The following is an 11,889-nucleotide window of genomic DNA, read 5'->3' as shown; positions in this document are numbered from 1 at the left end:
TTTAAATTTCTTCTTTGATTTTTTTGTAAAGTTCTAAAATCTCATCTTTTTTAATGATAAAACTATTTTTATTTGCTATTAGATAAGCTGAGCTTTGCATGATATCACCAGCGATCTTTAGTCCATTTTGTTTCATAGTCGAGCCAGTCTCAACGACATCAACTATCGCATCGCTTAAGCCAACTAGTGGTGCAAGTTCGATCGAGCCATAAAGCTTGATGATCTTTACAGCTACGGCTTGTTTCGTAAAATAATTTCTTGTTATATTTGGCATTTTTGTAGCTATTTTTAGCTCTGGCTGGCTTAGATCTAATTCAGAGTCATTTTTTATGCCAATACAAACTTTACACTGTCCGATTTTCAAATCTAGCAACCTTACAACATTTGGCTTGTGCTCTTCAAGTACGTCAAGTCCCACCACACCAATATCAGCTGCGCCCTCGGTGACATAAGTTGGGATATCTTGGTTGCGAACCATTAAAAATCTAAAATTTCCTTCTTTAAGGATTAATTTTCTATCTTCAAATAAAAAACTTGAACCAAAAATTTTTCTAAAAATTTCTAGTGTTGCCTCAGCTATTCTTCCCTTTGGTAGTGCTACTGTTATCATATTATCATATCTTTCTTTTCAGTTATTAGCTTTTGCATGGCACGAAAAACTAGCATCTTGTCGCAAATAGCATTTTTAAAAAATTTTGACAAAAAATCGCCATCTCCACCAGTAAAATAGACTTTTTTATCACCGGCTAGCTTATCTAGTAGAGTTATTATCGGTTTAATAATGCCATAACTCACGGCATCAGCTGTTTTTTGTGGTAGTGCATCTATGTCAATTTGTGAATTTATAGTGATATCAAGTCGTGGCGAGATACTTTTGTAGGCGTTTAGCATACTTGAAATGCCTGGCAAGATATATCCTCCAAGATGGATAGAATTTGCCATAATGTCAACTGTTATGGCGCTTCCAGCATCAACGATTACGCCATTATTTATAGAGTAACATGCTGCGATTCTATCTACACCTAGACCCTGATATATCGTATCAATAGTAAAAAATGGTTCTAGATCCACAAACATCTTATTATCTTTTAAAATATTTAAAATTTCATCATTTACGGATATAAAATATACTTTTTTTTCTGGCTTATAGCTTTTAAACTCAGAAATTTTCATACGTGAGATTTTGCCATCTTCTAAAAATGTAGCATTGGTATTGCCTATATTACACAAAATCATAACATCGCCAATTATTATCTTGTAGTTCTTTTAAGGCTTTAGAACAAATGCCAGAGCTATAAAATATAGTTTTTTTTCTTAGGTTTGTTTGGAATTTTATCTCTATTTTTTTAGAAATTTCTTCAAGCTCCAAAGCCTCTTTGCGTAGTAATCTACTTTTTGCTGTTCTTAAAAAAACAAGATTGTAAAAGCTCTTATTGTCCACTCCCCAAAAGATATCAAGCGTCTTTTTTGTGCTAAATTCACTTGTATTAAGTACTTTTATATCTTTTAAAAGGATTTTTCTGGCTTCAAAAAGCTCCCAAATTTTTTGGTTCATTGTCCTAAATTAACAAGCTCATTATCATAATAAAAGGCACTATTGCCCATAAAGCTTTTATCTTTTATCTCATCGCTAAACTCATAAATTTCAGCTCCACTGAGGTCTAAATTTGTCTTTATAACGTAGCCTGTTTTTTCGATTACGTAAAGCTTATTATTGATAATAGTAGCTGCTGAGAAGATGGCAAATTTGAAATTTACTTTATTTTGCTCTTTTAACATAAGATTTGTTCTTACGATTGTACCATCTTTTTTAAAGATATAAATTTCATCGTTATTAACTAATACATCTTTGATCTCGCCGTCATAATAAACTGTCTGGTTTGGATTTATAACGATTAGTTTTTTCGCTGTTGCTGCAATTAGATTATCGCCCTCAACGCCTAAAAATATGATGTTGTTAAAGAAATTTTCAGAGCTTACGACCACGTCACGTAAAATTCTACCAGTCTCTTTTTGTACTATGTAAATTTTGCCATCTAATGCCGGATAAACGATAAGTGAGCTCATAAAAAATGGTGCTATGACCCTTGAATCAACTGCTGCTATATTAGACGAGCTATATTCCATTATTGTTGTTGCGGTATTTATGTCTATTAGATAGATATGGTTTGCCGCGCTGATAGCTGCTAATAGGTTTTGATCAAGAGAGGCAGCAACGATAGCTGTTGGAAATTTATTGCTATAAACGCTGTGTCCGTTAGGATCTGTCACATTTAGATCGCCATTTATACTAGCTGAGATGATAAAGCCGTTGTTTTCATTTAAGAAATTAAAATTTTCAGGCAACTTAATGTTTGTATTTAGGCCATTTTTGGTGATAATATTGCCGTTATCAAGAGTGGCACCATTTGCATTTGCTGATTTGATATAAGATGGCATATCTTTTGACAAAGAAATTTTGCCAGAGGTTTGAGCTGGCTCGAAATATTGTCTTTTTGTACCACATCCGCTTAAAACTAAAGCCAAGGCAAAAGCCAAGAAAAGAGTAATTTTTTTCATTATTTTATTCCCTGATAGTGTTTTAAATTTTTAACTAAAGTTTGAAGTTGAGAGTCAAGTGAAATTTTATTAAACTCATCATTTGCTTCTTTGATTTTGTTTTGTTTTAAAAGCTCAAAACCTTTTAAAAGTGTGCTATATTCGCTTAAAATTTGAGTGTTTGCATTACCATTTTGTGAAAGAATGATATCTTTTACTATAGGATTTACTTTTAAATTTGCAAGCTCACTAATGCCATTTGTCTCATTTTTATCAAGCTTTTGCTGAAGTGAAAAAAGTGCATATAAATTTGGTTCTTTTTCTTTTAAAATGCTTAAGGCATTTGTATCATTTGGATTTAAAATGAGCTTTGAGTAAGCCAAATTTGCATCTTCAATTCTATTATCATTTATTATTTTGTTCGAATAAAATCCAATAATTGCAATGACGGCAACGATAATGGCAATTATCATAAATTTTTTATACTTTCTAAAGAAACGCTCACCTTTGATCATGCTTTCTAAAAACTGTTCTTGAGCACCAATCTCTTGTTTTATCTGTGTTAGATCTTCTTTTATAGCCAACGCTTTTCCTTTATTTTTAAAAAATTTTAATTCGCAGATTTTAACATAATTAAATTAAAACTATCCCAAAATTAAAGCTTGAATGTGATATAATGGCTCAAAATTAATTAATAAGGTTACTTATATAATGCAAATAGATGATACTCTTTTAAATAAATTAGAAAAACTTTCTGCCTTACAAATCAGTGATGAAAAAAGAGAAGAGGTAAAAAAACAACTAAGTGAGATTGTATCTTTTGTTGATATTTTAAATGAACTTGATCTAAGTAGCGATGAAGCTGTAGTTAGCTCTATAAAAGGTGGCACGCCTTTAAGAGAAGATGAGCCAAGACTAAGTGATGTGATTGATACGATCTTGAAATACGCTCCTTCACGTGAAGGGCATTTTTTTGCTGTACCAAAAATAATAGAATAATGGTAAAAATATGGATCTAATCGAACAGCTTCAAGCAAAGAATTTAAGTGTAAAAATACCAGAAGATAATAACCTTAATAATCTTACTGGCGATATAAAAACACTTTTAAAAACTGTTGTGAGTGATAAGGCAAGCGATCTTCACCTTGTTTCAAGATCCGAGCCGCAAATAAGAGTAGACGGTGCTTTAAAGCCCATTGATTTTGGCATATTAAGTGGTAAGGATATAGAGAATTTATGTTTTGCCTTGATTACTGATGAACAAAAAAGTGAACTTGAGAATAATAAAGAGCTTGACTTTGCGATTGAGCTTCCAGATATTGGTCGCTTTCGTGGCAACTATTACTATACCATGAATGGTGATTTAGCTGCTGCTTTTCGTATAATCCCAATCAATATCCCATCTCTTGATGAGTTAAATGCCCCACAAATTTTTAAGCATATTATTAAGCGTGAAAAAGGTCTTATTTTGGTTACTGGACCGACAGGAAGTGGTAAATCAACAACTCTAGCAGCCATGCTTAATGAGATAAATTTAAATTATAGAAAGCATATTATTACAATTGAGGATCCAGTCGAGTTTGTGCATAACAATAAAAAAGCTCTATTTTCTCATAGAAATATCGGCACTGACGCAACTTCTTACTCAAGGGCTCTAAAATCTGCGGTTCGCGAAGATCCAGATATCATACTTGTGGGCGAGATGAGAGATAGAGAAACGATATCTACAGCTATAACTGCGGCTGAGACTGGACACTTGGTCTTTGGTACGCTTCACACAAATTCAGCCATTCAAACTATAAATAGGATCGTTGATAGTTTCGATGGGAGCGAGCAATTACAAGTAAGAAATATGCTTAGCGTTTCGCTAACTGCTGTCGTTTCACAAAGTCTAATCCCAAAGATAGGCGGTGGAAGGTGTGCTGTGCATGAAATTTTAATAAACAATATGGCTATCTCGAACTTGATACGTGAAAATAAAATACATCAAATTTACTCTCAGATGCAGCTAAATCAACAACAAACTGGCATGAGTACGCAAACTCAGGCTTTGATGAAAGTCCTAAAAGAGGGTAAGATTACAAAAGAAAATGCGCTAGCTTATTCAACTAGTCAGCAAGAACTTCAAAATTTAATAGGAACTGTATAATGGATTTAGTAACGTGGTTTGATATTATTATTATTGCTCTTGTCTTGATGCTTGGCATAAAAGGCATATTAAATGGACTTATCAAAGAAGCTTTCGGACTTATCGGACTTATCGGAGGCTTAATTATAGCTAGTAGGTTTTCAGATCTATCTGGTGAGTTTATAACTAAAAATATATATAAATTTGAAAATCCTTCATTTTTACAGTTTGTCGCATTTATCTCTCTTTGGCTAGTTTTCTGGATAGTCTGCTTGCTAGTTGGTAAATTTTTATCAAAAATAGTTTCAGTAAGCGGACTTGGTTTTTTGGATAGACTTGGTGGATTTGTTATGGGAAGTGGAAAAATTTTCTTAACATTTTCGGCAGTAGTTGCTGTAATATCTGGCACTTCGCTAAATAATATAATTGCTCCTTATTTTGCGAACAGTAAAGTTTATCCGGTTTTGATAGAAACTGGCAAATGGATAACAAATCTTGATGTAAAAAATATCAAAAGTGAGTTAGATGAGATAGTGGCAAGACCAATGGATACAAATAAAACTGACGCATTTATCTCAACGGATGCAAATGCTAGTGTAAATACTGACTCTAATATCACAAAAGGGGAATAAGATGATAGAAAATTTAGAATATGATGCGTTGCTTGAGAAATTCAAAAGAGTGCTTCGCGACAATGGTTTAAAATACACGAAACAGCGTGAAATTTTACTAAAAACGCTATACAACAATGGTGAACACTTTACTCCAGAAAAACTTTATCTTTTTATAAAAGAAACGCACCCTGAGCTAAATATTGGTATCGCAACTGTTTATAGAACACTAAATCTACTTGAAGAATCAGAGATGGTGACATCAATCAGCTTTGGTTCACAAGGTAAAAAATTTGAGCTTGCCACAAAGCCACATCACGACCATATGATATGCAGAAAGTGCGGTCTTATCATAGAATTTGAAGATCCAATGATAGAAAAAAGACAAATCAGTATCGCAAAAGATCATGGTTTTAAACTAACTGGTCACATGATGCAGCTTTATGGAATTTGTGAAAAATGCTCAAAAAATAATATAAAGGGAAAGTAAGGTGATATTTGACAACCAACATGAGATTCAACGACTACAAAGCATAGATGAGTTAAGAAATTTAGGCATTAATCCATATCCGCATTTTCTTAGAAGAGATATGAATATCTCTAAATTTAGACTAAAATTTAACTACATTAATGATACGGAAGAGAAAAAGGCTGAGGGTCAGCTAGTGGGTCTTGCAGGTAGAATAAAACTAATTCGTGATGCTGGAAAAGCGGTTTTTGCAAATATCGAAGATGAAGATGGAAATTTACAAATTTACTTTAGCAATAAAACGCTTGATCCAGAGTGGTTTAAAATTGTTAAAAAATACGTAGAGATAGGCGATATCGTCTATGTCAGAGGTTATGCATTTATAACAAAAACTGGCGAATTTTCAATGCATGTAAGCGAGCTTAGCCTTGCTTCAAAGTCGATAAGTCCACTTCCTGAGAAGTATCATGGTCTAGTTGACGTTGAAACAAGATATCGCCAAAGATATCTTGATATGATAATGAACCCAGAAGTTAGAGCTGATTTTAAAAGACGCTCAGTGATTATTAGTACGATTAGAAGATTTTTTGAAGAAAAAGGCTTTTTAGAAGTTGAAACACCAATGCTACACCCAATAGCAGGTGGTGCAAACGCCAAGCCATTTATCACTTTTCATAATGCTCTTGGAGTCGAGAGATATCTAAGGATCGCACCTGAGCTATACCTCAAACGCCTTATAGTAGGTGGCTTTGAGGCTGTTTATGAGATGAATAGAAATTTTAGAAACGAAGGAATGGATCTTACTCACAACCCTGAGTTTACAAGTATAGAGTTTTACTGGGCATACCACAACTACCACGATTTAATGGGCATTACAGAGGATCTTTTTAATGTCATTTTAGACAAGCTAGATATGGAAAAAGTTGTAAATTTTGACGGTATGGAGATTGATTTTAGTAAGCCATTTAAGCGAATAAGCTACAAAAAAGCTCTCGTTGAGATCGGTGGACTTGCTGAAGATATCGTAAGTGATAAAGCAAAAATTTTAACAAAACTAAGAGCTGATGGCTTTGAAGCAAACGAGAAGCTTGACCTTGGCCACTTGCAGGCTGAGCTCTTTGACAACTACGTAGAGAGCAAGCTCATCCATCCAACTTTTGTCATCGACTATCCAATCTCTATAAGCCCACTTTCAAGAAGAAGCGATACAAATCCTGATGTGGCAGAGAGATTTGAGCTATTTATCGCTGGTCGTGAGCTAGCAAATGGCTTTAATGAGCTAAATGATCCAATCGATCAATACAACCGCTTTAAAGCGCAAATCGATGCTAAAAACGCAGGTGATGACGAGGCTCACGAGATGGATGAAGACTATGTAAAAGCCCTAGGATACGGCATGCCGCCAGTTGCAGGCGAAGGCATAGGCATCGACAGACTTGTCATGCTTCTAACAGATAAAAAATCAATCCGCGACGTTGTTCTCTTCCCAGCGATGAGACCACTAAAAACTGAGACAAAGGAGAATGAAAAATGAGTTTGCAAAGTTACGATAAGGACATTTACAATCTAGTAAATTTAGAGCTAAAACGCCAATGTGATCACCTTGAGATGATCGCTAGTGAAAATTTTACATATCCAGAAGTTATGGAAGTAATGGGCTCAATCCTAACAAACAAATACGCTGAAGGCTATCCTGGCAAGAGATATTATGGTGGCTGCGAATTTGTAGATGAGATCGAGCAAATAGCGATTGATAGATGTAAAGAGCTTTTTGGATGTGAATTTGCAAACGTTCAACCAAACTCAGGCTCTCAAGCAAACCAAGGCGTTTACGGCGCTTTACTTAATCCAGGTGATAAAATTTTAGGCATGGATCTAAGTCATGGTGGACACTTAACGCACGGCGCAAAGGTCAGCAGCTCCGGTAAGATGTATGAGAGCTTTTTCTACGGCGTCGAGCTTGATGGCCGCATAAACTACGATAGAGTCATGGATATCGCAAAGATAGTAAAACCAAAAATGATCGTTTGTGGCGCAAGCGCATACACAAGAGAGATTGAGTTTAAAAAATTTCGTGAGATAGCCGATGCTGTTGGGGCGATACTCTTTGCAGATGTTGCTCACATTGCTGGTCTTGTTGTTGCTGGTGAGCATCAAAGTCCTTTCCCATACTGTGATGTCGTAAGCTCAACTACGCATAAAACATTAAGAGGCCCAAGAGGCGGTATCATTATGACAAATAATGAAGAGTATGCTAAGAAGATAAATGCCTCTATTTTTCCAGGCATCCAGGGCGGACCACTTGTTCATGTTATCGCAGCAAAAGCAGTTGGCTTTAAGCATAACCTTAGCCCTGAGTGGAAAATTTATGCTAAACAAGTAAAAGCAAATGCTAAAAAATTAGGCGAAGTGCTAATAAAAAGAGGCTTTGATTTAGTAAGTGGTGGCACTGATAATCACCTAATTTTAATGAGCTTTTTAAATAGAGATTTTAGCGGTAAAGACGCAGATATCGCTCTTGGAAATGCTGGAATAACGGTAAATAAAAATACAGTTCCAGGCGAGACAAGAAGTCCATTTATCACAAGTGGTATACGTGTTGGTAGTCCTGCACTTACGGCTCGTGGCATGAAAGAGGCTGAGTTTGAACTAATAGCAAACAAAATAGCTGACGTATTAAGCGATATAAACAACACATCTTTGCAAGAGAAGACAAAAGCTGAGCTAGTTGAACTTGCTCATAAATTTATAATCTATGATAAAGCGACATTTTGATGCAAAGTATTGATACGGCACTTATAAAGATTATTACAACTCACTACTATATCAAGCGTGATACGATCGTTAATAAAATAGAATACAGAGGTAAAATTTTCTTTGATAAATTTGAAAAGATAAATGAGCCACTGACCTATAATATTATGAAAGAGCATGAAGAGGGCAAAGCTGTTATCGCACACTCTTTAATAAATGCAAATGATAAAGTTGAAAATATAGTCTTTGACTATAACGGCAGAACCCCAGATAGATTTTGGCATAAAGCACAGCTTCTTCTAAGAGAAGAGGGCTTTATAAATTTTACAGCCTACGAGAGTAAGACGCCAGGACATCTGCATCTTTATGTTCATAAAGGTCACACTACGCTAAATGAGGCTTGTCAGCTGGCAAACGTGCTCAACGCAAAGCTTTCACAGAAGCTACCTAAAGAGTGGAGGATGTTTCCAAATATCGATATGCCAAAAGAATTTAACATACTAACTTTACCTTATAAACTCTATCAAAAAGAGCGTGGGGCAAGTTGGTCAAAATATATGTAATTAAGGATAAAAAGTGGAAAACGATGAGTTAAAAGATATTCTTTTAGAAAGAGATGATAACGCAAGAGGATTGAAGCTAAAAAAACTTCTTATATTTATAGCAGCTCTTATTATACTTTTTTTGATCATTGTAGTGGCTATGAAGCTAGTAAATTCAAGCGATCCTTCACAAGCGCAAAATGAAGCTGATTCAAGACTAGTGCTTCCTCCAGTACCAGCCGAGCAGCCAGTAGATAGACAAGCTCCGATAGCTGATACAAATTCAGACAATAAAAAAGGCGATACACAGCTCTTTGAGCAAGTACCGATCGTGCCTGAAAATAAGCAACAAGATGAATTTGAAGATATGATCAAAAAGCTAAAAGATAAAGAAAACAATAAGCCTGTTTCTAAAACTGAAGAGCCAAAAGAGATAGTTAAGCCTATCGAAAAGCCTGCAGAAATACCAGCAAAAAAAGCTGAGACAAAGGTGGATACTCCAGTTAAAAAAGTCGAAAAAGTAGCAACTACTGATAAAAAGAGTGAGGCAAAACTAGCCAAAACTGAAAATAAAGTAGATAAAAAGATTGAGAAAAAGGCTGAAACCAAAATAGAAAAAACGGATAAAAAAGCTGAAGTAGCTAAAAGTGAACCTGCTGCAAAAGGCTCTTATGTTCAAGTATTTGTGACTAGTAAATTTAATCCAAATGCTGAATATATGAAGAAGATCGCTGCTAAGGGATATAGCTACAAAACTATAAAAGTTGGTGAACTGACTAAAATTTTAGTTGGTCCATTTGATGAAACAACGCTTCAAAAAGCAGTAGGCGATATTAGAAAAGATATCAATAAAGACGCTTTTATCTTTAGAGCAAAATGAAAACATTTGCAGTCTTTGGAGATCCAATAGCTCACTCGGTATCTCCGAGGCTGCACAACAAAGCCATTGCGGACCTTGGCTTAAAAGCACTTTACACAAGAGTCTTGCTAAAAGATGGCAGCGAATTAATCAATAAATTTAAATCCTTAAAATTAAACGGTGCAAATGTAACACTTCCATATAAAGAGTGGGCTTTAAATTTAGCCGATGAAGCTTCAGATATAGCTCGCAAAATAGGCTCTGCAAATACTCTTGTACTTAAAAATGACAAAATTTATGCATATAACACAGATGCGCCCGGGTTTTTAAAGGCAATAAAAAATTTTAAAGATGTAAAAAAAGCTATTGTCCTTGGAGCTGGCGGTACCGCAAATGCCATAACTTATGCATTAAAAGAACAAGGCATTGATGTTTGCATACTAAATAGAAGCAAAGATAGGCTTGAGAAATTTAAAGATGAGTACAAATGCTTTAGTTGGGATAACTACGAAGAGCAAAAATTTGATCTAGTCATTAACTCGACCTCTGCTGGTTTAAAGGATGATTTTTTGCCGGCACCTAAAGAAATTTTAAAAAGCATTTTTAAGGATGCTAAATTCGCATTTGATGTGATTTATGGTAAGCAAACACCATTTTTAGAAATGGCCAAGCAAAATAGCCTTGACGTAAAAGATGGCGCCGATATGCTTTTATATCAAGCAGTTCTAGCACTAAATTTATTTTTTAACAATACACTTGATGAGTCAAAGATCGAGCGCTCAATGAGAGAAATTTTCTATCTATAATAGCTACCAGCATTTATTTTTGTAAAAATTTATGGCTTGTATAAAAACATTTTGATTAAAATTTTTATTGAAAGTAATTGGAGTAAATATAAAAAGCAGGGAAGATCCCTGCTAAATTTTACTATTCGTTTGTTTTGATATAAGCGTAGTCTGAAATTTTAGTCCATTCTCTTGCTTTTTTAAGGAAGGCTCTTTGAGACTCAACGATCTCTTTAAATAATGGATCTTTAGCACTCTCTTCATCAAGAAGTTCATTTGTAGCTTTTTTAAGAGCTGCGATTACTTCTGGTGGGAAAGATTTTACTTGGATGTCTGGATACTCGCTCTTCATTTTATCCCAGTACTCGACGTTTGAATAAAATACTTTTGTATTTGCATCTCTTGCTACTTCAGCTGCAGCTGCTTCAAAGATCGCTTTTAGATCATCTGGAAGCTTCTCGTATGATTTTTTATTAAAGAAAAACTGAGTTTCACCGTTTGGCTCTTGCCAGCCTGTGTAGTAGTATTTTGCCACTTTGTGAAAGCCAAGAGCCATATCATAAGCTGGGCTAACCCATTCGACTGAGTCAATCGTTCCCATCTCAAGAGCCATGTAAAGCTCACCAGTTGGGATAGTGTTAATGTTAGCGCCAAGTTTAGCGTAAATTTCACCACCAAAGCCTGGAATTCTTATCTTTAAGCCTTTGATGTCATCTAATGATTTGATCTCTTTTTTAAACCAGCCACCCATTTGCATACCGGTATTTCCAGCTCTAAAAATTTTGATATTGTATGGATCGTAAACTTTTGCCTCAAGCTCCTTGCCACCGCCAAATTCATACCAAGCTGTTTGCTCATCAGTATTCATCATAAATGGAGTTGCTGTAAAAAATATAGTTTTAGCATCTTTGCCTTTATAATAATAGCTACTTGTGTAGGTAATGTCGTATTGACCGCTTTTAGCAAAATCAAGCATCGCAAAAGGTGATTTATGCTTTGATGGATAATCAATCCTTAGCTCAAGTCTGCCATTACTCATCTTTTCAACTTTGTCCTTTAGCTCTTTTGGTACATCACCAAGCACTGGCATAGTGCTCTCCCATGAGCTAGCAAGCTTTAGCTTATAAACTTTATCATCTCCCATAGCAACGCAAGCAACAGCTGCTAAACCAAGAGACGCTAATAAAAATTTATTCATATCTT

Annotated in this window: 15 protein-coding genes; 9 read left to right on the top strand and 6 right to left on the bottom strand. The window is 35.0% G+C overall.

Features of this window, described 5'->3' with window-relative positions; translation table 11 throughout:
* Position 1: 1 nt before the first annotated feature.
* From hisG to B9N62_RS01750, 5 genes are read right to left on the bottom strand one after another with little or no spacing between them, the layout of a single operon-like run.
* The gene (hisG, locus tag B9N62_RS01770; RefSeq protein WP_087584103.1) at positions 2 to 610 is read right to left on the bottom strand and encodes an ATP phosphoribosyltransferase; all 609 of its coding nucleotides are present in this window, start codon (positions 608 to 610) and stop codon (positions 2 to 4) included.
* Positions 607 to 1,236, bottom strand: coding sequence for a type III pantothenate kinase (locus tag B9N62_RS01765; RefSeq protein WP_084041953.1), 630 nt, complete (start codon positions 1,234 to 1,236; stop codon positions 607 to 609). The genes hisG and B9N62_RS01765 overlap by 4 nt, the downstream gene beginning before the upstream one ends.
* On the bottom strand, positions 1,223 to 1,555 hold the full coding sequence (locus B9N62_RS01760; RefSeq protein WP_087584102.1) for a hypothetical protein: 333 nt from the start codon (positions 1,553 to 1,555) through the stop codon (positions 1,223 to 1,225). The genes B9N62_RS01765 and B9N62_RS01760 overlap by 14 nt, the downstream gene beginning before the upstream one ends.
* Positions 1,552 to 2,559: an L-seryl-tRNA selenium transferase gene (locus B9N62_RS01755; RefSeq protein WP_087584101.1), complete on the bottom strand. Its 1,008-nt coding sequence runs from the start codon at positions 2,557 to 2,559 to the stop codon at positions 1,552 to 1,554. Before B9N62_RS01755 ends, B9N62_RS01760 begins: the two co-directional genes overlap by 4 nt.
* Positions 2,559 to 3,122 (bottom strand): hypothetical protein, encoded by a 564-nt coding sequence (locus B9N62_RS01750; protein WP_087584100.1) that lies wholly within the window; start codon positions 3,120 to 3,122, stop codon positions 2,559 to 2,561. The genes B9N62_RS01755 and B9N62_RS01750 overlap by 1 nt, the downstream gene beginning before the upstream one ends.
* A gap of 127 nt (positions 3,123 to 3,249) precedes the next feature.
* On the opposite strand from B9N62_RS01750, the gene gatC reads away from it, so the two are divergent.
* The 9 genes from gatC to B9N62_RS01705 are packed head-to-tail and all read left to right on the top strand — an operon-like array spanning position 3,250 to position 10,707.
* Complete coding sequence (gatC, locus tag B9N62_RS01745) at positions 3,250 to 3,537, top strand: Asp-tRNA(Asn)/Glu-tRNA(Gln) amidotransferase subunit GatC (RefSeq protein ID WP_087584099.1); 288 nt, start codon at positions 3,250 to 3,252, stop codon at positions 3,535 to 3,537.
* Between the two features lie 10 nt (positions 3,538 to 3,547).
* Complete coding sequence (locus tag B9N62_RS01740; RefSeq protein ID WP_087584098.1) at positions 3,548 to 4,687, top strand: type IV pilus twitching motility protein PilT; 1,140 nt, start codon at positions 3,548 to 3,550, stop codon at positions 4,685 to 4,687.
* Entirely contained in the window at positions 4,687 to 5,298 is a 612-nt protein-coding gene (locus B9N62_RS01735) for a CvpA family protein (RefSeq protein ID WP_087580342.1), read from the top strand. Before B9N62_RS01740 ends, B9N62_RS01735 begins: the two co-directional genes overlap by 1 nt.
* A gap of 1 nt (position 5,299) precedes the next feature.
* The gene (locus B9N62_RS01730; RefSeq protein WP_087577804.1) at positions 5,300 to 5,767 is read left to right on the top strand and encodes a Fur family transcriptional regulator; all 468 of its coding nucleotides are present in this window, start codon (positions 5,300 to 5,302) and stop codon (positions 5,765 to 5,767) included.
* Between the two features lie 4 nt (positions 5,768 to 5,771).
* Positions 5,772 to 7,280 (top strand): lysine--tRNA ligase, encoded by a 1,509-nt coding sequence (gene lysS / locus B9N62_RS01725; RefSeq protein WP_257640161.1) that lies wholly within the window; start codon positions 5,772 to 5,774, stop codon positions 7,278 to 7,280.
* Positions 7,277 to 8,521, top strand: a complete 1,245-nt coding sequence (locus tag B9N62_RS01720) for a serine hydroxymethyltransferase (protein WP_087584096.1) — start codon at positions 7,277 to 7,279, stop codon at positions 8,519 to 8,521. The genes lysS and B9N62_RS01720 overlap by 4 nt, the downstream gene beginning before the upstream one ends.
* Positions 8,521 to 9,063: a DUF1882 domain-containing protein gene (locus B9N62_RS01715; RefSeq protein WP_087584142.1), complete on the top strand. Its 543-nt coding sequence runs from the start codon at positions 8,521 to 8,523 to the stop codon at positions 9,061 to 9,063. The genes B9N62_RS01720 and B9N62_RS01715 overlap by 1 nt, the downstream gene beginning before the upstream one ends.
* Before the next feature lie 13 nt (positions 9,064 to 9,076).
* On the top strand, positions 9,077 to 9,922 hold the full coding sequence (locus tag B9N62_RS01710; RefSeq protein ID WP_087584095.1) for an SPOR domain-containing protein: 846 nt from the start codon (positions 9,077 to 9,079) through the stop codon (positions 9,920 to 9,922).
* Entirely contained in the window at positions 9,919 to 10,707 is a 789-nt protein-coding gene (locus B9N62_RS01705; RefSeq protein ID WP_087584094.1) for a shikimate dehydrogenase, read from the top strand. The genes B9N62_RS01710 and B9N62_RS01705 overlap by 4 nt, the downstream gene beginning before the upstream one ends.
* Positions 10,708 to 10,828: 121 nt before the next feature.
* On the opposite strand, the gene B9N62_RS01700 is transcribed toward B9N62_RS01705, so the two are convergent.
* Positions 10,829 to 11,884: a TRAP transporter substrate-binding protein gene (locus B9N62_RS01700; protein ID WP_021091622.1), complete on the bottom strand. Its 1,056-nt coding sequence runs from the start codon at positions 11,882 to 11,884 to the stop codon at positions 10,829 to 10,831.
* Positions 11,885 to 11,889 lie beyond the last annotated feature (5 nt).

Origin of the sequence: Campylobacter concisus (genome assembly GCF_002165785.1) — a bacterium.
GTDB lineage: Bacteria > Campylobacterota > Campylobacteria > Campylobacterales > Campylobacteraceae > Campylobacter_A > Campylobacter_A concisus_W.
This window is presented reverse-complemented; position numbering and strand designations above follow the sequence as displayed.

What these genes read in the sequence shown, in the direction of transcription:
- hisG (WP_087584103.1), bottom strand. Translation starts at nt 610, where the DNA reads ATGATAACAGTAGCACTACCAAAGGGAAGAATAGCTGAGGCAACACTA.
- B9N62_RS01765 (WP_084041953.1), bottom strand. Translation starts at nt 1,236, where the DNA reads ATGATTTTGTGTAATATAGGCAATACCAATGCTACATTTTTAGAAGAT.
- B9N62_RS01760 (WP_087584102.1), bottom strand. Translation starts at nt 1,555, where the DNA reads ATGAACCAAAAAATTTGGGAGCTTTTTGAAGCCAGAAAAATCCTTTTA.
- B9N62_RS01755 (WP_087584101.1), bottom strand. Translation starts at nt 2,559, where the DNA reads ATGAAAAAAATTACTCTTTTCTTGGCTTTTGCCTTGGCTTTAGTTTTA.
- gatC (WP_087584099.1), top strand. Translation starts at nt 3,250, where the DNA reads ATGCAAATAGATGATACTCTTTTAAATAAATTAGAAAAACTTTCTGCC.
- B9N62_RS01740 (WP_087584098.1), top strand. Translation starts at nt 3,548, where the DNA reads ATGGATCTAATCGAACAGCTTCAAGCAAAGAATTTAAGTGTAAAAATA.
- B9N62_RS01735 (WP_087580342.1), top strand. Translation starts at nt 4,687, where the DNA reads ATGGATTTAGTAACGTGGTTTGATATTATTATTATTGCTCTTGTCTTG.
- B9N62_RS01730 (WP_087577804.1), top strand. Translation starts at nt 5,300, where the DNA reads ATGATAGAAAATTTAGAATATGATGCGTTGCTTGAGAAATTCAAAAGA.
- B9N62_RS01720 (WP_087584096.1), top strand. Translation starts at nt 7,277, where the DNA reads ATGAGTTTGCAAAGTTACGATAAGGACATTTACAATCTAGTAAATTTA.
- B9N62_RS01715 (WP_087584142.1), top strand. Translation starts at nt 8,521, where the DNA reads ATGCAAAGTATTGATACGGCACTTATAAAGATTATTACAACTCACTAC.
- B9N62_RS01705 (WP_087584094.1), top strand. Translation starts at nt 9,919, where the DNA reads ATGAAAACATTTGCAGTCTTTGGAGATCCAATAGCTCACTCGGTATCT.
- B9N62_RS01700 (WP_021091622.1), bottom strand. Translation starts at nt 11,884, where the DNA reads ATGAATAAATTTTTATTAGCGTCTCTTGGTTTAGCAGCTGTTGCTTGC.